General features: G+C 53.2%; 18 protein-coding genes. 8 read left to right on the top strand and 10 right to left on the bottom strand.

Translation table 11 applies throughout. From position 1 onward, the window contains the following. Nucleotides 1–34: 34 nt before the first annotated feature. The 5 genes from CCE92_RS16025 to CCE92_RS03570 form a co-directional block, all read right to left on the bottom strand. The gene (locus CCE92_RS16025; protein WP_164474938.1) at nt 35–172 is read right to left on the bottom strand and encodes an Lmo0850 family protein; all 138 of its coding nucleotides are present in this window, start codon (nt 170–172) and stop codon (nt 35–37) included. A 298-nt stretch (nt 173–470) separates the two neighbouring features. Next, nucleotides 471–1,361: a carbohydrate ABC transporter permease gene (locus CCE92_RS03585; protein ID WP_088006155.1), complete on the bottom strand. Its 891-nt coding sequence runs from the start codon at nt 1,359–1,361 to the stop codon at nt 471–473. Continuing rightward, nucleotides 1,358–2,272 carry a carbohydrate ABC transporter permease gene (locus tag CCE92_RS03580; protein WP_088006154.1) on the bottom strand — a complete coding sequence of 305 codons (915 nt, stop codon included), beginning with the start codon at nt 2,270–2,272 and terminating at the stop codon, nt 1,358–1,360. The genes CCE92_RS03585 and CCE92_RS03580 overlap by 4 nt, the downstream gene beginning before the upstream one ends. 68 nt (nt 2,273–2,340) lie before the next feature. After that, nucleotides 2,341–3,663: an ABC transporter substrate-binding protein gene (locus tag CCE92_RS03575; protein ID WP_088006182.1), complete on the bottom strand. Its 1,323-nt coding sequence runs from the start codon at nt 3,661–3,663 to the stop codon at nt 2,341–2,343. Between the two features lie 98 nt (nt 3,664–3,761). Further along, entirely contained in the window at nt 3,762–5,093 is a 1,332-nt protein-coding gene (locus tag CCE92_RS03570; protein ID WP_088006153.1) for an MFS transporter, read from the bottom strand. 199 nt (nt 5,094–5,292) lie between these two features. Between CCE92_RS03570 and CCE92_RS03565 the strand changes: the two genes are divergently transcribed. Then, the gene (locus tag CCE92_RS03565) at nt 5,293–6,525 is read left to right on the top strand and encodes a helix-turn-helix domain-containing protein (RefSeq protein ID WP_088006152.1); all 1,233 of its coding nucleotides are present in this window, start codon (nt 5,293–5,295) and stop codon (nt 6,523–6,525) included. Nucleotides 6,526–6,677: 152 nt separating this feature from the next. Continuing rightward, on the top strand, nt 6,678–6,974 hold the full coding sequence (locus CCE92_RS03560) for a hypothetical protein (protein ID WP_088006151.1): 297 nt from the start codon (nt 6,678–6,680) through the stop codon (nt 6,972–6,974). A gap of 86 nt (nt 6,975–7,060) precedes the next feature. Here the strand turns inward: CCE92_RS03560 and CCE92_RS03555 are convergent, their stop codons facing one another. Continuing rightward, on the bottom strand, nt 7,061–8,179 hold the full coding sequence (locus tag CCE92_RS03555) for an NAD(P)/FAD-dependent oxidoreductase (RefSeq protein WP_088006150.1): 1,119 nt from the start codon (nt 8,177–8,179) through the stop codon (nt 7,061–7,063). A 271-nt stretch (nt 8,180–8,450) separates the two neighbouring features. On the opposite strand from CCE92_RS03555, the gene CCE92_RS03550 reads away from it, so the two are divergent. Further along, a complete protein-coding gene (locus CCE92_RS03550) occupies nt 8,451–9,296 on the top strand; it encodes an MBL fold metallo-hydrolase (protein ID WP_088006181.1) in 846 nt (281 codons plus the stop codon). Nucleotides 9,297–9,404: 108 nt separating this feature from the next. Here CCE92_RS03550 and CCE92_RS03545 read toward each other — a convergent pair whose 3' ends face one another. Next, nucleotides 9,405–10,883 (bottom strand): aldehyde dehydrogenase family protein, encoded by a 1,479-nt coding sequence (locus CCE92_RS03545; RefSeq protein ID WP_164474937.1) that lies wholly within the window; start codon nt 10,881–10,883, stop codon nt 9,405–9,407. Between the two features lie 176 nt (nt 10,884–11,059). Between CCE92_RS03545 and CCE92_RS03540 the strand changes: the two genes are divergently transcribed. The 4 genes from CCE92_RS03540 to cls all read left to right on the top strand — a co-directional run bounded on the left by CCE92_RS03540 (nt 11,060) and on the right by cls (nt 15,444). Further along, nucleotides 11,060–12,322, top strand: coding sequence for a glycosyltransferase (locus CCE92_RS03540; protein WP_088006149.1), 1,263 nt, complete (start codon nt 11,060–11,062; stop codon nt 12,320–12,322). Then, nucleotides 12,267–12,983, top strand: coding sequence for an HAD-IIB family hydrolase (locus CCE92_RS03535; protein WP_088006148.1), 717 nt, complete (start codon nt 12,267–12,269; stop codon nt 12,981–12,983). The genes CCE92_RS03540 and CCE92_RS03535 overlap by 56 nt, the downstream gene beginning before the upstream one ends. 79 nt (nt 12,984–13,062) lie before the next feature. Continuing rightward, nucleotides 13,063–13,887 (top strand): squalene/phytoene synthase family protein, encoded by an 825-nt coding sequence (locus tag CCE92_RS03530; RefSeq protein ID WP_088006147.1) that lies wholly within the window; start codon nt 13,063–13,065, stop codon nt 13,885–13,887. A gap of 96 nt (nt 13,888–13,983) precedes the next feature. Next, a complete protein-coding gene (gene cls, locus CCE92_RS03525; RefSeq protein ID WP_088006146.1) occupies nt 13,984–15,444 on the top strand; it encodes a cardiolipin synthase in 1,461 nt (486 codons plus the stop codon). 79 nt (nt 15,445–15,523) lie between these two features. On the opposite strand, the gene CCE92_RS03520 is transcribed toward cls, so the two are convergent. Beyond that, entirely contained in the window at nt 15,524–16,453 is a 930-nt protein-coding gene (locus CCE92_RS03520; RefSeq protein WP_088006145.1) for a M15 family metallopeptidase, read from the bottom strand. A gap of 119 nt (nt 16,454–16,572) precedes the next feature. On the opposite strand from CCE92_RS03520, the gene CCE92_RS03515 reads away from it, so the two are divergent. Continuing rightward, the gene (locus tag CCE92_RS03515; protein WP_088006144.1) at nt 16,573–17,748 is read left to right on the top strand and encodes a 3-phenylpropionate MFS transporter; all 1,176 of its coding nucleotides are present in this window, start codon (nt 16,573–16,575) and stop codon (nt 17,746–17,748) included. Between the two features lie 65 nt (nt 17,749–17,813). Here CCE92_RS03515 and CCE92_RS03510 read toward each other — a convergent pair whose 3' ends face one another. Both CCE92_RS03510 and yidC read right to left on the bottom strand, forming a co-directional pair. Continuing rightward, complete coding sequence (locus CCE92_RS03510) at nt 17,814–18,059, bottom strand: hypothetical protein (RefSeq protein WP_088006143.1); 246 nt, start codon at nt 18,057–18,059, stop codon at nt 17,814–17,816. A gap of 111 nt (nt 18,060–18,170) precedes the next feature. After that, the gene (gene yidC, locus CCE92_RS03505) at nt 18,171–18,941 is read right to left on the bottom strand and encodes a membrane protein insertase YidC (RefSeq protein ID WP_088006142.1); all 771 of its coding nucleotides are present in this window, start codon (nt 18,939–18,941) and stop codon (nt 18,171–18,173) included. Nucleotides 18,942–18,986: the final 45 nt, after the last annotated feature.

The raw sequence follows: 18,986 nt of genomic DNA, 5'->3' as shown, positions 1-18,986 counted from the left end.
CCGGAATATCCGGTCCGGAGCTTTTCAGCTGCTGTCAGGAATGCGCAGAAGGAACCTGCACTGGCGGCACGAGAGCTTTCAATATTTCCACACGCGACTTCGTCAATTTGACCGGTATTCCCAGTTTCGCCAAATTGGCTGCGACATTGCGGACTTCCTTCTCTTTTGCCAAGTTCTCTTCACCTCATTTTCCAGCGGGGATGTAATTTGATCATCATTTTTTGCAAAAAATCTGACTCGTTTCCGTAAGAACATTATACCACTTTGAAAGGGCCGATAAACGTTTCATTTCTGTGACATTTCCGTAAATCCGTGACCTCTGAAGGATTGACTTTAATGCAGGAAGCGGCAAGCCAGGATTTCGGAGCAAAGATGGCGAAATTCCGACTAAAAACAGAAAGGCAGGAATGCGCATCCAGAATGCGTTTCCTGCCTTTCGTTGTTTCCGCTTTCCAGTTTTGCCGATTTTGTCATTCCTTGCTTCCCGACTGGAGGTTCATCCCTTGGATGAAGTACTTCTGGAAAACGAAGAACAGGACGATGACCGGCAGGAGAACGAGCAGAGAGCCCGCCATCAGGTAATTCCATTGAGTGCTGACCTGCCCTTTAAACACTTGAAGACCGATCTGCAAGGTATACAGATCCGAATCGTTCAAGTAAAGGAGCGGCCCGAGGAAATCGTTCCACGCCCCGTTAAATGAGAAAATCGCCACTGTAGCCAATGCCGGTTTCGTCAGCGGGATCCCGATTTTCCGCCAAATATAGAAATGGCTCGCGCCTTCCATTTTTGCCGCCTCGATCAATTCATTCGGAATGGTCATATAAAATTGCCGCAGCAGGAAAATGAAGAACGCACTCCCGAAAAAGGCCGGAATGATCAGCGGGTAGTAAGAATTGAGCCAGCCGAGCTTCGCATACAGGATGTACTGTGGAACAAGTGTAACAAACCCCGGAATCATCATGGTTGATAAAACGACCGCAAACAGGAACCCCTTCCCTTTAAACCGGATTTTCGCAAACCCGTAAGCGATGAATGAATTCGCCAGCACGTTGCCGGCGACCACGATGATGGTGATGACGATCGTATTCGCCGCATAGCGGGCGAATGGCGCCGCTTCGAGCGTCCTTGCATAGTTGCTCCATAACCAGTCTTGCGGGAACACCGTTGTCGGAGGGGTCATGATTTCGACCATGGATTTAAGGGATGTGGAGATCATCCACCAAAGCGGTGACAGAAACAACAAGCTTCCCGCGGCCAGCAGGATGAAATTGAACCATCTCAGCAGCTGTTTCCGGTTGTTCACGTTATCCATATAACGTTCCCTTGTCCGCTCTTTTGCGGCGACGCGCTGATCGATCATTTATCATCCCCTCCTTCATAATGCACCCAGCGGGGAGCGAGCTTCAAATTGAAAATGGTGATGACGAATACAATGACGAACAGCACCCACGACATCGCCATGGCATAACCCATGTCGAATGCTTCGAAAGCCTTGTTCCACAAGTACAGATTATAGAACAGCAGCGAGTTGGCAGGACCACCTTCACCGTTGGACGTCATGACATAAGCTTCCTGGAAAATCTGGAAGGCTCCGATGGTGCTTGTGACAAGATCGAAGAAAATGATCGGCGTCACCATCGGCACCGTGATGAATATGAATTTTTTCCATCCGCTTGCGCCGTCGATTTCCGCTGCTTCGTAAAGGGATTTCGAGATTCCTTGCATACTCGCCAAATACAGGAGCATGGAACCGCCGACACTCCACATCTTCATCAGGATGAGGGAAGGTTTTGTCCAGTCCGGATCGAACAGCCAGTTGGGACCGTCGATCCCGAACCACCCAAGGGCAATGTTTATAAGGCCCGTCGTCGGGTCGAGGAGCTGCATCCACAACAGATAGACACCGACCCCTGAAAGGACTGCCGGCAAGTAATAGATGGTACGGAACACCCGCATTCCCGGCACATCCTGATTCAGCAAGGCGGCAAGGAATAACGCGCCAAGCGTGGTCAGGGGTACAGAAAACAGAACGAAATACACAGTATTCCACAGTGCCGTCATAAAAATCTGATCCGCCGTGAACAGCTGCGCGTAGTTTTCTATGCCAATAAATTCCATATCACTCGCCACGTTATAATTCGTGAAGCTCGCAATGAACGAAAATACCAGCGGCCCTCCTGTCAAAGCGATAAATCCGACGATGAATGGCATGACAAAAATGTAGCCGGCTAAGCCTTCTTTTTGTTTGTGTGTGAGAAATCTTTTGTTCATAGGCTTACCTCCGCTCCCGCAATCGAAAGAAAAGGGGCCCGAAAGCCCCTCACTCCCTTTTCCTGTCCTTATTGATTTTGCTCGACCAGAGCTTCGACTGCTTCCTGTGCGTTTTGCAAGGCTTCTTCCGCTGTCTGCTCACCCAAGAGGAATTCATCCACTTCAGGATTTACAAGCGTGTAGAAATCAGGCGCTACCGTCGGAACCGGAGTCAGGATTGTGTGCTCCATGTTTTCCGTACCGGCTTCATAGACCATTCTTCCATCTTCAGAGAATTCTTCTGATTGAGCCGCAAGCTCTGCCGCTTCCCGATTCGCTACAATATCGAAGTTCTGGACAGCCCAATATGTCTGCGCTTCCACATCGGTCAGATATTTCATGAATTCGAGTGCCGCTTCCGGGCTGTCGGAACCTTTCGGGATTTCCGCGACAAAACCACCGCCCCAGCTCGTAAAGCCATTGCCCGGTTCGTATTCAGGAATCGGCGCCACACCGAAATTCAAATCCGGCGCATAGTCACGGATCTGCGTATAGAAGTTCATGTTTGCAATCATCATGCCGAGTTCTCCGGAGAGGAATGGATGGCCTTGGTTGCTTTCGAATTTCGCCTTGAACGAATCGACCGTGTCGGCTCCGAGGCGGTCCCGCCAGGATTTAAGCCAGTTCAGGACTTCGGCATTCTCTTCTGTCGCGAGACTCACGTTCCCTTCCTGGTCGATATAGTTCTCCCCGTTCAAGTTTGTCAGCCAAACATCATATCCGACGCCCCATAGCGGATAGAAACCGATCCGCTCGTACTCTTCGCCCGCTTTCTCATCGAGCATCAAAGCGAACTCCTCGAGTTCCGCCCATGTCGCAGGCGGCGCTTCCGGATCCAGTCCCACTTCTTCGAACGCGTCTTTGTTATAGAAAAGCATCCGGGTATCCGTGTTGAACGGAAGTCCGTAAGATTCCCCTTCGTACAGTGTCGCTTCCCAAAGCTCTGGATAGAACCGTTCAGAGATATCGTTGTTTCCCATGATGGCCGTCAGACTTTCCGCCTGGCCTTCCATTCCGCGCAATGCAGTGGCGTTGATGTCATTGATTACGACATCCGGCGGATCTCCAGCGCCGATGGCAGCCAATTCTTTCGTCCAAATATCGCCCCATGGATAGTAGGAGTGGACAACTTCGATTTCATCCTGCGACTCATTGAAATCGGCGACAATTTTGTCGATGATCGGCCGGCGTGTCTCAGATCCCCAGAATGTCCAGAAATCGACGATTTCAACGCCTTCTTCTTCAAGAGCCGTTTCTTCTTCCGTCTCGTCACCGGTCGTAAAGCCGGCACAGCCAGACAGCATCAGAAGCGCACCGCCTAATGCAACACCCGTCTTTTTCCAAGAAACCATAAAGCAACCCTCTCCCCTTTTGCTTTTTTTAATTTTCAGTATTGCGAAACCTACTTCTCCTTTATAACCCTTTTTTCCTTCCTTTTTAACCCATAACATCAAAAATGAGCACTTATACCCTTTTTCCTAGCTTCTTCTCCTCCCGCTTCTCGTTCCAAGGTCCTTGGCACTACCTTCTTTTCGGGATAAACTTGTTGGATCACTGACGGTCTCATTAAAAAGCCTGTCAGGGCAATGAGACAGGCGGCGCTGCCGATTACTACCCACTCCGCCGGCACCGCGTCGAACAGCAGGCCGAACACAAGCATCCCAAGGGGCATCATCGCCATGGCCATCGATTCCAGCAGGCCAAAGATCCGGCCGCGATACGCTTCCTCCACATCTTTCTGGAGCATCACGCCGATCGGTGTATTGATACAGACCGTCGCAGCACCGAAACAAAGCATCAGGACAAGGTAATAAACAATCGCTGCCGTACCGCCGAAGGATAAAACCAGCGGAATGCCGATTCCGGCAAGCAGGACGGACATGACGAGAATTCCGCGTTTGGAATAGATGAGCGGGAATTCGACTTCTTTTCTCACAGAGAAATAAACAGAAGCCAGCAGCATGCCGGCAAAGATCATCGCTTCGATGAGCCCGTAATTCGTCGAGGAAATCCCCAGTTCTTCGACCACGATGAAAGCCAATCCGACTTGCGTGGCAGAAAAGAAAAAGTTTATCCCAACCGCCGCTGTCACGATGACACTGATTGTCCGGTTCCGCCGCATATATGCCCAGCCCTTTTGAAGGGATTGCAGCATGCGTTCTTGCTCTTCAGCAATTTTCTCCTGCCGTGCTGTGTAGAGCCGGAAATCCATCGTCGATTCCAGCAGAACGGCCGTCAAATAAGCGCCGGCCTGAATCAGCAGAAAAATCTCCATCGATACGAACCCGAACAGAACACCGCCGATGACCGGACCGCCGATCGATGCCAGCGAGACGGCCGACTGGTTGAAGGCAGTTGCCCGCTGGATCCGGTCCGGATCGATCAAGTTGGCGATCGAGGAGGAGAAGGTCACACTGGCGAACATGGAGCCGATTGAAACGAAAACAGTGGTGATATAGACAGCCTGCAGGGACAATCCGTTCGTTAAGCTGTAAAGAAGGAGACCCGTGACCGCTGTCATACTGCCAGCCTGTCCGAGTATCACCAGCATTTTTTTCGAATAGCGGTCGGCCGCGAATCCCGCGACCGGTGCCAGAACTGTCCGCGGAAGAATGCTGCAGATCAAGTTGATGGCGAAGCTCGCTGCAGACCCTGTCAGCGACAGGATAAACAGGCTGAGACCGAAAGCGTAGACGCTGCTCCCGAAGCTGGAAATCAGTTTGCTGAGCGTGAACGTGCAGAGATGATAAGTGGCGCGCTTCCGTCTTGCCGATTCTGTCATAAAAAACCCTCCGTCCGTTTTGTTTAATTTAATTAAACAAAAGATATCACTTAAGAGGTAGAAATACAAGTAAAAGTTTAATATAATTTAACAAACAGGCACTTTTTTCTTTTTGGCCTGTTATTGGAACTCCTCCCCTAAAAAGGCGGACTCTTTTAGACGGAGGGCAGTTCAGCGAATGGAAAGAGCGGGTGAATGAATGAATACTTTAGGAGAACGGATACGGAACCTGAGAAAACAAAATGGACTGACGCTGCAGGCGCTCGCTGGCGAAGGACTGTCCAAAGGCATGTTGAGTCTGATCGAGAACGGAAAGGCCAAACCATCGATGGAGAGTCTGGCTTATATCGCCGGAAAATTGGGTGTCGAAATCAATGAGCTGCTCGAAGAAATCCCTTCCGCCCAGCTGCGCGATGTCCTCTCGGAAGCGGAAAAACTCCACAGCACCCGAATGGAGGACGCAGAGACGGTCAAAGAGCGGGCGGCTGAGACCATCAGGCTGATCACCCCCTATCTCGAGTCACTGCCGGTCCGCTACGAGTCGGCCCGGCTGCTGGAACTTTACAGCCGAGCCGCTTACTATTCTGGAAAGAGTGAATGGCCGGAAACGCTCCGCAAGGCCGAGTCGATGTACGGAACACTCCATCTAGAGAATCAGGTGGCCGATGTCCAGCTGTTCCGGGTGATGAGTGTATTCCACAAGCGCGAATACAAGGAAGCCCTCACCATGATCGAATCCGCCCGTTCTTCTCTGGAACAGCGGAACGCCGTATTGGACCCTTTGAAAAAGCTCGATTTCGCCTATTTCGAATCCATCCTCCAGTTTGCTGTGGGGGATTTCAGACACGCGGTAGAAAAAATGAATGAAGCGATCGCCTTCTCGAAAGAGCGCCGGATCTTCTACCGGATCGAAGACCTGTACCGGCTGGCGGCTATGGACGCCATTTTAAGAGGCAGCAAAGAAGAAAAGGACTTTTATCTGACCAAGCTCCGGCAGTATGCAATCTTTTCCGATCATCGGGAAACTGCGGAAATGACGGATATAATTGAAATCCACTACTTGAATTCATTCGCCCGCGACTATGCACACGCCGATCAGATGATCGACCGCTGCCTGGCAGATGCCGGCGAGCTTGACATCTCCTTCCTCGCACTTGAGAAAGGGAAAGCCCAATTCGGGCTCGGTCACTTGGATGAGGCGCTGAAATGGTTTCATCAGCATGAAATATATGAGCATCTGCACCATCCGTTCGATTTGGGTATCCACTATGAAAAAGATGCGTATCTCGCCTTGATCCACTTGCAGAAAAATGACCGGCACGCTGCTTTGGCGCATGCAGAAAAGGCGCGGCAACTGATGGCACCGCTGCCTGATTCGCCTTACAAGCAATTCGCGGAGGAAGTTTACGAAAAGGTCCGGCGTTCCGCCTGAACAGAAACTCCGGAACAGGTCTGTGCGGCCTGTTCTTTTTTTGTTTCCGCGGAACAGCTTCAGCTTAATCAAAGCGGTTAGAAATAATGGAATCGGGTATTTTATATATACAATCGCCAAAACACTGAACAGCGGAAGAGGAGGAGAATAAATTGAGTGAAGAACGAAAAAATAACGGTTTGGATAGAGAAGAAAACGCAAAAGTGGAGCGGGCATACATGCAGGAAGATGGAACGGTAAGACGCGAGACTGTCGAAGTCGAAGGAAACGAAAACCCGCGGTCTGAAAGCGGCCCGACCGGCACTTATGGAGAAGGAGACCGCACGGATCGGGACGGCTGGCTGTCGGCAGGAATGGCAGACGACGAACAGTCGCGGAATCCGGAAGGCTTTTTCAAGGACAAAGACCGCAGCGATCAGAAGGACCTGGCGCGCGACGACGACAAATAACAGCAAAATCGGCGGACTAGAAAAAAGGCGGCAGATTCAATCTGCCGCCTTTTTCATTTCCCGCCTCAATTCCGTTGTGCAGTCCGTCAGGAATCCCGTCTGATGAACCGGTCGAGCGCATAATCTGGAATCGCGATGTCGGTCTCTTCGCCAATCATCAGTTTCGCAAGCTGCATCCCCGCGTAAGGACCAGCGGTGAGGCCGGAAGAACCGAGACCATTCGCCGCGTACAGCCCTTTCACTCCCGGCACTTCCCCGATGGCCGTGACACTGTCCTGCAGGAGCGGCCGGAAACCGACCCGGGCCTCCACAAATTCCGCTGCCGCCAAACCGGGCGAAACAGCGAACGCTTTGTCGAGAATATCATGCATCCCGCCGGCCGTCTTTCTGAGATCATAGCCGGCGTCGTTTTCGTGGGTAGCGCCGACTGCGATCCTTCCATCGTCGAACGGCACCGTGTACTGGCCGTACAGCCCCATAACAACCGGCAGTTGCTTCGCGGCCGCCGCAGTTTTCAAGTGGATGATCTGGGCTTTCTGCGGTTTTACACTAAATTCCAGACCGATTGCCCGGAACAGTTCCGCTCCCCACGCCCCTGCCGCAGCGGCCACACAATCGGCGGAATGCTGTTCCCCGCCGACGGTCACGCCAGCTGCCCGTCCATTCTTCAGAATCAATTCAGCATTCCCTTTGATAAACCGTGCGCCATGCTTTGCCGCTGAACGGATCAGCGCATCCCGCAGTTCTCTGCCATCGACCCGGGCGGCACCCTCGACGTAAAGCGATTCGAACGCCTCACCGGCGAACGGATACATCGCCTGCGTCTCGTCTGCCGTCTGGCGGCGGATTTCTCCGATTTCCGGAGCCGTTTCCCGACGGAAAAGCGCGCGTTCTTCTACTTGCGCCAGTTTCCGGTCATCATTCATGACAAGAAGCCCGGTCTTTTTGTAGCCGGTTTCCGTTTCTCCATCCGACTCTAACCGGCGGATAAGCTGCGGGTAATAGGCGGCGCCGTTTTTCACCAATTCATACCAGGCTTTATTGCGCCGCTGGGAGAGCCACGGACAGACAATTCCGGCCGCTGCACCCGTTGCCTGTCCCGGTTCCCCGCGGTCTATGACCGTCACTTCCGCCCCTGATTTTGCTGCATGGTAAGCAGCGGAAGCACCAAGGATCCCGCTGCCGATAATGATCAGCGATTTCATGCAATACCACCCTTTTTCTGTCACAGTACCTTACTGATTGTACAAGAGGAACCTGTTCTGCTCAAATGGGGCCGATGGATACATACCCGCTGAAAGAAAACGGGTTCAATTCGGCTAGGCCGGGTAAACAGTATAATGTACAGCACATACAGGCAGACTGATACTACCGATCATCAGCTAAGGAGGAAACGAAATGGCTAAAGATTCGACAGAAAAACATCCGCCGGTGGCAGTCGGAGATGCCGGAACTTCTCCGGAACAACGTTCATCCATGAGGAGAAGTTCTTCAACCGATAGGTTCCAGCCGGTGACTTCCGTAAAAAGCGGAGATGGCATTGAGATCACACCGGACGTCTACGGCTTTACAAATCAGATTGTAAACGTCTACATGATCGGCAATCCGGCTAAGAGTAAGGATTGGGTGCTGGTCGATACCGGCATGCCGCTCAGGGCAGACGCCATCTTAGCGGAAGCTGACGAGCGCTTCGGTGAAGGTCATCGGCTGCGGGCGATTTTGCTCACCCATGCACATTTCGACCACATCGGCGGACTCGTCGATATTTTAGAAAAGTATCCGGTGCCCGTCTATGCGCACCCCGACGAACTTCCGTACATCACAGGAGAAAAAGATTATCCGGCGGCAGACCCGACAGTCCAAGGCGGCGCACTCGCAAAAATGTCCATTGAATTCCCAGTGGAGGGCATCGATGTTTCCCAGCATGCCAATCCGCTGCCGGCTGATGGCTCCATACCCGGGCTGCCAGGCTGGAAATGGTATCATACCCCCGGACATTCCGATGGCCACGTCTCCTATTTCAGGGAGCAGGACCGCTTTTTGATAGTCGGTGATGCATTCCTGACCGTGAAACAGGATTCTTTGCTCGCCGTCACGTTCCAGAAGAAAAAAATCTGTGGTCCTCCGGTCTACTTGACGACCGACTGGACAGCTGCGAAAAATTCGGTGCAGAAACTTACTGCACTCCAGCCCTCGATAGCCGCTCCCGGACATGGAAAGCCGGTCATCGGTTCAGAGCTGGCAGAAGGCCTGACTAAGCTTGCTGCTCGATTCGACGAAGTGGCAAAACCGGATCACGGCAGATACATCAAAGGAAAATGAAATGAACGGATACAAAAAACGGCTCCCCATAAAGGAGCCGTTTTTGTACTGTCTGGTTATTGCTGACTGATATTCAACTGCACTCCGCCTGTCATGCCGACCGCCCACTCAGAACGGATATTCGCGGGAAGTGTTCTGGACGGAGATCCACTGGAATGTCGTGAATTCGTCGAGCGACCAGTCTCCGCCGAATCGGCCGATGCCCGAGCTCTTTTCGCCGCCGAAAGCGACAAGCGGTTCATCATTGACGCTCTGGTCATTGATGTGCACCATGCCGGTCTCCATCTTCTTAGCGAATGCCATCGCTTTGCTGTCAGTGCCTGCATGGACGGCACCGCTCAACCCGTATTCCGTATCATTCGCCACACGCAATGCCTCTTCTTCGCTGTCGACAGGAATGATGGTCACCACGGGACCGAACATCTCATGCTTCGCCGTGGATACTTCGTTCGTCCCTTTCAAAACGAATGGCGTCATGACATTGCCATCGACTTTTCCTTCCAGCAGCACTTCCGCTCCTTCTTCTTTCGCTTTTTCCACTTCACCCAGAATCCGCTGGACAGAATCCTGATTGATGAGCGGCCCGATCAGCGTATCTTCTTTTTCGGGATCGCCTGACTTGAGACCTTTCGCCAGTTCAATGAACCCTTTCGTGAATTCGTCATAGACATCCTTATGGACAATGATCCGATTGACCGCCATACAGATTTGTCCGCTATGCATGAATTTGCCGAACGCTGCTCCTTGTATAGCCAGCGGGATATCAGCGTCATCCAGCACGACGAGCGGATTATTTCCGCCGAGTTCCAAAACTGTTTTTTTAATCATCCGTCCGGTGATTTCACCGATATGGCGGCCGACTCCCGTTGAGCCGGTAAACGAAATCATGCGCGGTACCGGGTGCTCCACGAAACCGTCGCCCACTTCGCTGATTTTCGGAACCACCACGTTCATGATACCTGCCGGCACACCTGCTTCTTCGAATATTTTACCAAGCAGTGTCCCGCCCGACAGAGGCGTCTGGGAATCCGGCTTAAGCACGACGGCATTTCCGGTTGCAATCGCCGGCGCGACTGACCGCATCGCCAAGTACATCGGGAAGTTGAACGGACCGATGACACCCACCACGCCGAGCGGTTTCCGGTATACGTGATTCTCTTTGCCCGGAATGATCGACGGCGGCATCGTCCCTTCCATCCGCATCGGGAATGAAGCGGAATGGCGGGTGATGGCCAGCGTGAAATCCACTTCCACATTCGCTTTGATCCGGGTGGATCCGGCGTCTTCGATAAGGACTTGGATCAGTTCCTCCCGCCGCTCTTCCATAATGCGCACCGCTTTTTCCATGATCCTTGATTTTTCGAATGCATTCACTTCCGCCCATTCTTTCTGTGCAGCCTTCGCCGTTTCATACGCTTCATCGATATCTTTTTGGCTGGCAGCCTGGATGGACGTCACCTTCTGCTGTGTGTACGGGTTCAGGACTTCAATCCCTGACTCTCCTGTCCCTGTCCGCCACTGACCGCCGACAAACTGCTTGTTCAAATCCGTATACTTATTTATCCGTGTTTCGCCTTTCAAGACCATGTTGCAGTCTCTCCTTTCGAAATGGCTTTCACTTTCTTTATTCCCGGCAGATGAGCGAAGAAAACAGCAGATGTCTGCATATTCGAGGTTTAAATTTTGGAAAATAGGGAAAAATAAAATCGCTGTCTACCTTCTTTGAGCTGGAATATTTATACAGAAAATGAGGAGATGAGAATATGAACCGCAACGTGCTGTTTATTTCAGATCATGGGGATCCACTGGCAGAGCTCGGCGGCAAGCAGGCGGGCGGGCAAAACAATTACGTAAAGCAACTGGCCCTGGCGCTTGACCGGATCGGCTGGCAAGTGGATGTCGCCACGCACTGGTGCAATGAAATGGCGCCGCGGAGCGAAGGATTTGGGGAAAACTGCCGTGTCATCCGAATAGCGGCGGGTCATAAAGGCTTTGTCTCAAAAGATGAAATGGCTGAAATCCTTCCTGAATTTTATAAAGAACTTAAAGAAACTCTGGATTTATCCTCTTACGATGTCATTCACACCCACTACTACTTATCCGGCTTGATCGGCATCCGCCTGAAAGAAGATTTCGGAATCCCGTTTGCCCATACTTCCCATTCCCTCGGATGGGCCAAGGCGGCAGCAACCGGAATCCATGATCAGAGGCGGGAAAAAGCGGAAACCGCGATCCTCCAAAAAGCGGACCGCATTCTGGCTACAACGAAAAGCGAAAAAATCCTGATCCAACAAAATGTCCCGGCAGCGGCTCCTGTGCGGGTCATACCGATCGGCGTCGACGGAACGTTCAAGCCGCCCCTGAACCGGCAGCAGTCGAGAAAAGCACTCGGCCATGCATCTCCGCTGTTCGTCTTTGCAGGCCGCCTAGAGGAGACGAAAGGCATCCATACATTGCTCCAGGCGTTCCGGATGCTTATTGATCGGAGTGCCGGCGATTCGAAGCCCACGCTTGTCGTTGCCGGCGGCGAACCGGACGCAATCGATCCCGGAACAGGGCTGCCGCGGGATGAAAAATTGCGAAGCGCATGCAGCAGCATTTCGAGCCATGTCACTTTCCTTGGCCCGCAGACGCAGGAAGAGCTGGCACGCCTGTTCGGAGCCGCCACTGCAACAATCGTGCCAAGTTATTACGAATCATTCGGCATGGTGGCCGCAGAAGCACAGGCATGCGGCAGTCCGGTGATCGCTTCAAGTGTCGGCGGTCTAAAAAATGTTGTCCGCGATGGGGTCACAGGGCTGCTCGCCGAACCGAAAAATGCCCATGATCTGGCTATCGCGATGGAAGTTCTGGCAGTCAACACCGTCCTGACAGAACGGATGAGCCGGCACGCGGCAAGGATCGCCGCTGAAGAGTTCCAGTGGGATTCCATCTCCAAACAAGTCAGTTCCATGTATGGGGTGATCGGACATGCACAGAGCGACGCATATTTTGGCGACCGACTTGGACGGCACACTGGTGGGTGACGCAGAAGCGCTCCAGGAGCTCTTGTCCTTTTACTCGGAGCAGGCGTACGACGTGGCACTCGTCTACGTGACGGGGCGCCATCTGCGGTCTGCTCTTTCTCTTGCAGAACGGGAAAATCTGCCGGTTCCCGACGTGCTCATTACGGATGTCGGCGCAGAAATCCATATCGGCAGCGATCTTGAGAAAGACCTGCGCTGGGATGAAATGATGACTGAGGGCTGGCAGCCGGAAGCCGTCAGCCGGCTGGCAGAAGCCGCTGAAGGGCTTACCCTTCAAGAAATACCGACCCGCTGCCGGCTTTCCTATCATGCGGACGGACCGGAAACTGCCGGCCGGTTTGAACAGTCGTTAAAGGATTCCGGGATTCCGCACACATTCGTATTCTCCAGCGGCCGCGATGTCGATGTTCTGCCGGCAGCGGCCGGCAAAGGGCGCGCACTTTCCTATGTATTCGATAAGTTCGGTGTCCGGGACGCCCGAATTCTGATCGCCGGCGATTCCGGAAATGACCGGGACATGCTTGAACTGGGCCACCCCGCTGTCATTGTCGGGAATGCACATCCCGAACTGCGCCGGACAGAGGCGCTGCCGCACGTCTTCCGTGCTTCCCGCCGCTGCGCAGGCGGAATCCGGGAAGCTTGGGAGCACTTCTTTTCGTGATCGGCGCACCTGGATCCGTTTTCTGTTAAGATAAAGGATGAATCCAACCCGATTGCGGAATGAAACAGGGGGAAATGACATGAGCCAACACGCCAGACTTACGAAAGAAGCGACAGCTGTGCTGAAAGAGACAAGCCGGACGTTTTTTATTCCCATCAGTTTTCTCAACGGTCCGCTGAAGAACACTGTCGGTTCCGCTTATCTCTGCATGCGCGCCATCGATGAAATCGAGGACCATCCCGATCTGCCGCTGGACGTCAAGCAGCATCTTCTGTCGGAAGCCGCACGTCAGTTGTCGGAACCGGTTTTTGACGGAGCTGCCTACTCGGCACTGATCGGTCCCTACCGCGGGCAGCTTCCGGAAGTTGCCATCCGGCTCGATGACTGGGTCAGCCTCTGTCCGGCAGGGATTGTGGCCGAGGTGAAGCGGTCGACCGCCGAAATGGCGCGCGGAATGGCGAAGTGGGCCGGAAAGAATTGGCAGATTCGATCGAAAGAAGATCTTGATGATTATACGTACTATGTCGCCGGACTCGTCGGCACGATGCTTTCAGACATTTGGCGCTGGCATGACGGCACAGAGACCGACCGGAAACTCGCCATCGGTTTCGGCCGTGGGCTTCAGGCCGTCAATATTCTCCGCAACATCGGGGAAGACGCGGAGCGCGGAGTCAGCTTTGTACCGGACGGCTGGACGAAAGCGGACTTGTTCGATTATGCGCGAGGCAATCTTGGGCTTGCGGATGCGTACATCAAATCGATCAGAAATAAGCGGATCTTGCTGTTCTGTAAAGTTCCGCTGAAGCTGGCGCACAGCACGCTGAAATCACTCGAATCCGGCAAAGAGAAAATGACACGGCCGGAAGTTGAAGCGGCTGTGCGGGAAGTGCAGGAAGAAACTTGATTCTGCCATGCATCCGTACTCGACGGATGCATTTTTCATACATGTGCCTGTGCGATATACTTTATTTATGCGACTAACGACCAAAGGAGCAGTCTAATGGAATGGACACTGGCCCTCACGACCATCCTGGCGACAGGGACGTTCATCATCAATATCATACTGGCGCTGACGCTTGTGTTTCTCGAACGGCGGGATGCCTCTTCCACGTGGGCCTGGATTCTTGTCCTCTTTTTTCTGCCGATCCTGGGCTTCTTCATTTATTTGCTGCTCGGCCGGAAACTTCGGCAGAAAACCTTGTTCCGGTGGGAAGGCCGCAAGAAGATCGGGATTGAAAGCCTGCTCCGTTATCAGATGGAAAGCTTGGAAGAGGGATCTTTCCGGTTCAAAAATCATGATGCGGAAGAGTACCGGGAACTGATCTACCTCCACCTTCGGAACAACGGAGCGGTGCTCACCCAGGACAATGATATCCGGATCTTCAATGACGGGCGGGCGAAATTCGATGCGCTGATCGAAGACATCCGCAGTGCCAGGCACCACATTCATGTCCAGTACTACATCCTCCGTCTCGATGGACTGGGAAACGAAATTTTGGATGAGCTGATCAAGAAAGCGCGGGAAGGGGTCAAAGTCCGTGTCCTTTATGATGACATGGGTTCCAGGAGACTCCACAGACGCCACTTCAAAGCGATGGTGGCAGAAGGCGGTGAAGTGGAGACTTTCTTTCCGGCCTTCCTTCCGCTGATCAATCCCCGGATGAATTACCGGAACCACCGGAAAATCGTCGTCATCGACGGCCGGATCGGCTATGTCGGCGGATTCAATATCGGAGACGAGTACCTTGGCCTCAATCCCCGGTTCGGCTATTGGCGGGACACCCATCTGCGGATCGAAGGGAGTGCGGTCCATCCGCTCCAGACCCGTTTCATTCTCGATTGGAACCAGGCATCCGCCCGCCAGGACATCGAGTACGATGAGACTTACTTTCCTGCCATCCCCGAAAAGGGCTCGACTGCGGTCCAGATCGTTTCGAGCGGGCCGGACTCGGAGTGGGAGCAGATCAAGGACGGCTACTTGAAGATGATCAGCGACGCGGACGAGTACGTCTACATCCAGACGCCTTACTTCATACCGGATCCCAGCTTCTATGATGCGATCCGGATCGCGGCCATGTCAGGCATCGATGTACGGATCATGATTCCGAATAAACCTGATCATCCGCTCGTGTACTGGGCGACGTATTCATACGCCGGGCAGCTTGCCCGGGCGGGAGCGAAAGTCTACATATACGAAAACGGCTTCCTGCATACGAAAATGATCGTCGCGGACCATAGAGTAGCGACAGTCGGCACGGCCAATATCGATGTCCGGAGCTTCAAACTCAATTTCGAGGTGAATGCGTTCATTTATGATGCGGCAGTGGCAAAATCGCTGACCGATCAGTTCCTGAAGGACATCGAACTCAGCACTGAACTCACTTATGAGATTTACAGGAGCCGGACGCGGCTGGTCAAGACAAAGGAATCGCTCGCGCTTTTGCTGTCACCGATCCTGTGATTTCGTAAACCGGCAGTCCCAATGAAAAAGGGCTGTCCGCAGCCGCCATGTTCCATGACCGGTTCGGACAGCCCTTATTTTATTTCGAGCCGACTCCTAAATATTCCTCAAGAGTCACGCCCTGCTCATGGATCGCTTCTGCGGCTTCTTTTCCGACATAGCGGAAGTGCCAAGCCTCGTACATGTATCCCGTCGTCTTTTCCTCACCTGCCGGATAGCGGAGAATGAAGCCGAAGCGGTGGGCATTTTCAGCAAGCCACTTCCCGCCCGGTGTATCGGCGAAAGTGGCCGATGCCCAGTGCTGTTCCTGCCCCGCTTCACCGATATCGAATGCGAGGCCTGTCTGGTGTTCAGAATGGCCCGGCCGCGCACTGTAGCGGTCCGCTGCCGCTTGGCCGTCCTTTGCAGCATACCCTTCATACAGTTCCTGCTGCCTCTCGAATGTCCGGAATGTGCTGAATGCGACAAGCTGGATCCCTTCCTCCGCTGCCGCCGCCGCCATTTTTTCAAATGCCGCACGGGCTTCAGCGCTTTCTCCCGGCGCATAGTCCGCCGGCAATGGGTGCTGCTTGTTCGCCAGAAGGATTCCGTTGATCACTGTCGGTTCATCCGGCAGAATAATTTCAGCCGGATACGCCCGCCGGTCCACCGGCTGTTCCGGTTCTTCGGCAGGAGCCGGTTCATCAGTTCCGGCAGGTTCCTGTACCGGCGGTTCTGGCACGGCCGGTTCTTCCGGTTCCGGCTCAGCCGGCTCTTCTTTTTCCAGTACCGGCTCCGGCTCCTGTCCGTCCTCTTCCGGGACAGCAGGCGCCTCATGTTCCAAAGGTGATGTCTCATCCTCTTCAGGCTCTGTGACAGCCCGGCCTGTCAAGACGGCCTGCTCCTGTGCTGTGTACACTCCCAGCCAAATCCCTGCACCTCCGGCTGCCGCAATCAATACCACAACAACAGTACTCCATATATAAACCGATCTCTTTTTCGGTGCTTTCTTTTGATAGCGCTGCGCCATGCTTTCCCTTCTTCCACTATTCGTTCTGTTCATTTTACCATTCTCTGTTCTTTTTTTCCCTATTTTCCGCGAACTTTGGTATCCTCGAATGAGACTTGCAGAAAGTGTGGTTCTGTGCCATGTCGAACCAGAAATGGCTATCGATGAATTTTTTCGCGTTTTTCTTTACATGGGGTATTTTCCTGCCCTACTGGACCGGCTGGCTGACAGACGGAAAAGGACTTTCTGTCCTGGAGGCCAGTATCATCATGGGCGCAGGGACAATGGCACGAGCAGTTTCGACGCTGTTCCTTTTTCCGCTCGCTTCCCGGCATTTGCCGCTTGCTGGAGTGCTTCGCTGGCTGCTCGCCCTATCGTTCGCGTCTGCCATCTTTTATCTCTTTTTCGATACATATTCGGCGCTATTCGCCATCACCATCATCTTCAACCTGTTTTACCCTAATCTCCTGCCGGCCGCAGAAAGCGGCGCAACAGTACTCATGCAAGAGAGGGGAATCGACTACGGCAAAAGCCGGTCCTTTGGATCGCTCGGCTATACGGTCGCCCTTCTTGCCGTCGGTGCCGCCACTGCCATCTGGCAGCCGGACGTGATCCTCTGGCTCATGCTGGCCGGACTGGCGCTTATGGGTGCTGTCCTGCTTCTCAGTGCCCCCGCCCCCCTCCTTGCGGCCCCGGAACCGCCGCGAGCCGGACAATCCGCCATGAAAGCGCTGGCGAAGTCACCGGTATTCATGGTGGTGCTGACCGTGTCTGTCCTGCTGCAGGGAGCGCATGCTTCCTACTACAACTATGGATTCATTTTTCTTCGGGACTTGGGGGTCGGCGGAGTGGCCATCGGCATCATTCTCAATATCGCAGTCTTGATTGAAATCCTGTTTTTTGCAAAAGCCGATAAACTTTTCGCCCGGTGGAGTATTTCTTCGATGTTCCTCCTTGCCGGGGTCGGGTCGACCGTCCGCTGGGTCCTCATTTTCCTGTTTCCGTCGGTCTGGGTTTTCGTTTTATCCCAGACATTGCATGCCATTTCATTCGGAGTCGCTCATTACGCGTTCATCCGGTTTATCTTCCGGGAAGTCCAGGCAAAACACATCCCAGCGGCGCAAGGGCTTTACGCGGCATTTGCCATGAGCTTCAGCATCGCCCTGTTAACCTTCCTCGGCGGTTATCTGTATGAGATCTCGCCTCAGCTCGCCTTTTTGGGGATGGCCGCTGTCTCTCTGCCCGCTGTACTCATCATCCTGCCGGCCCGCCGCCGGGTGGATGCGGCGGGTGAACATAAAAGCAGCACCGCGTAATCTGCGCGGTGCTGCTTTTCAGGGTCATCGGCAGGCAGCCGGTCCGCCCCTGCTTCCGATCGGTTTCAGAAGATCACTGTGGCCAGGACGATCACGAACAGGACAGCGAACAGAATGGCCATGCCACGCATCCAATTCGCTTCACGCACAAGCCCTTCCCGCTTCATCTGCACATACCTGAAAGAATTCGTACAGACAAACAGGAGTGTCATGAACAGGACAGCTATTTCCATATTGCCTCTCACTAAAAATGCAAGGGAGGCCACGCTGAGCCCGACAATCAATAAAGCCTGCAGCCATTTTTGGTTCATCCGGTCTTCCTCCTTCATTTTCGGGTCCGCCGCAAACGGCTTCCCGGCCGACCGGCGCTTAAATCAAAATACAGCGTAAACAAAAAGCCGGCTGTCTGCCGGCTTTGCCACTCAGCTTGCGTCTTCCACCGCTTTTTCGGGGTGCTGCTGATAAAACTTGCGTCCGATATACGTCTGGGCGATCAAAATCAGTCCGCCGACCGCCCAATACAGCGGAAGGGCAGCCATGGCTGTAAACGAAATGATCAGAATCATGACCGGGGACAGATAGATGAAAGCCGCCATCTGTTTTTTCTGCTGTTCCGGCATGGTCCACATGGATACACGCGCCTGGAAAAAGTAGACAACGCCTGCGATAAGTGCCATGATGATATCCGCTTCCCCGAGATTGAACCAAAGGAATTCGTGGCTCTGGACATCCGGTGAATATAGGATGGCAAAGTAGAGTCCCATGACGATCGGCATCTGGATGACGACCGGAAGACAGCCCATGTTAAGCGGATTCACGTCGTGCTTTTTGTAAAGGCCCATCATTTCCTGCTGGATCTTCATTTGTTCTTCCCGGTCTTTTGTCGCTTTCAGCCGCTTCTGAATGTCTTCCATTTCCGGCCGCATGGCGTCCATTTTCACTTTCATCGCCTGTTGCCGCTTGTACGTATTGAGCATGAACGGCATCAGGATCAGCCGGATGATGACCGTAATGGCGATAATGGCGAGTCCATAGCTGCCGCCGAACAGGTCGCCGAGGTAGTTCAGCGCCAGGTCGAACGGACGGACGAAAATACTGTAGAAGAACCCTTCCTGATTTTCAACACTTGAACAGCCGCTGAGTGCCAATGCAGCAAGCACGAGCATGAACAGCAGCCAAGTTTTTTTATTCAATCGATTCACCTTCAACCTTCTCAAACTACTAAGAAGTATACAGTT

This window comes from Indiicoccus explosivorum, assembly GCF_002167005.1.
In the GTDB taxonomy this organism is placed as follows: Bacteria; Bacillota; Bacilli; order Bacillales_A; family Planococcaceae; genus Indiicoccus; species Indiicoccus explosivorum.
Note: the sequence above shows the minus strand (reverse complement) of the source record. Positions and strands in the feature narration are given on the sequence as shown.

Bases quoted from the DNA above. Each gene is read 5' to 3' on its own strand.
- CCE92_RS03585 (WP_088006155.1), bottom strand. From the start codon at position 1,361: ATGATCGATCAGCGCGTCGCCGCAAAAGAGCGGACAAGGGAACGTTAT.
- CCE92_RS03550 (WP_088006181.1), top strand. From the start codon at position 8,451: ATGAGGAGAAGTTCTTCAACCGATAGGTTCCAGCCGGTGACTTCCGTA.
- CCE92_RS03540 (WP_088006149.1), top strand. From the start codon at position 11,060: ATGAACCGCAACGTGCTGTTTATTTCAGATCATGGGGATCCACTGGCA.
- CCE92_RS03535 (WP_088006148.1), top strand. From the start codon at position 12,267: ATGCACAGAGCGACGCATATTTTGGCGACCGACTTGGACGGCACACTG.
- CCE92_RS03515 (WP_088006144.1), top strand. From the start codon at position 16,573: ATGTCGAACCAGAAATGGCTATCGATGAATTTTTTCGCGTTTTTCTTT.
- CCE92_RS03530 (WP_088006147.1), top strand. From the start codon at position 13,063: ATGAGCCAACACGCCAGACTTACGAAAGAAGCGACAGCTGTGCTGAAA.
- CCE92_RS03570 (WP_088006153.1), bottom strand. From the start codon at position 5,093: ATGACAGAATCGGCAAGACGGAAGCGCGCCACTTATCATCTCTGCACG.
- CCE92_RS03555 (WP_088006150.1), bottom strand. From the start codon at position 8,179: ATGAAATCGCTGATCATTATCGGCAGCGGGATCCTTGGTGCTTCCGCT.
- cls (WP_088006146.1), top strand. From the start codon at position 13,984: ATGGAATGGACACTGGCCCTCACGACCATCCTGGCGACAGGGACGTTC.
- CCE92_RS03565 (WP_088006152.1), top strand. From the start codon at position 5,293: ATGAATACTTTAGGAGAACGGATACGGAACCTGAGAAAACAAAATGGA.
- CCE92_RS03510 (WP_088006143.1), bottom strand. From the start codon at position 18,059: ATGAACCAAAAATGGCTGCAGGCTTTATTGATTGTCGGGCTCAGCGTG.
- CCE92_RS03575 (WP_088006182.1), bottom strand. From the start codon at position 3,663: ATGGTTTCTTGGAAAAAGACGGGTGTTGCATTAGGCGGTGCGCTTCTG.
- CCE92_RS03520 (WP_088006145.1), bottom strand. From the start codon at position 16,453: ATGGCGCAGCGCTATCAAAAGAAAGCACCGAAAAAGAGATCGGTTTAT.
- CCE92_RS03545 (WP_164474937.1), bottom strand. From the start codon at position 10,883: ATGGTCTTGAAAGGCGAAACACGGATAAATAAGTATACGGATTTGAAC.
- CCE92_RS03580 (WP_088006154.1), bottom strand. From the start codon at position 2,272: ATGAACAAAAGATTTCTCACACACAAACAAAAAGAAGGCTTAGCCGGC.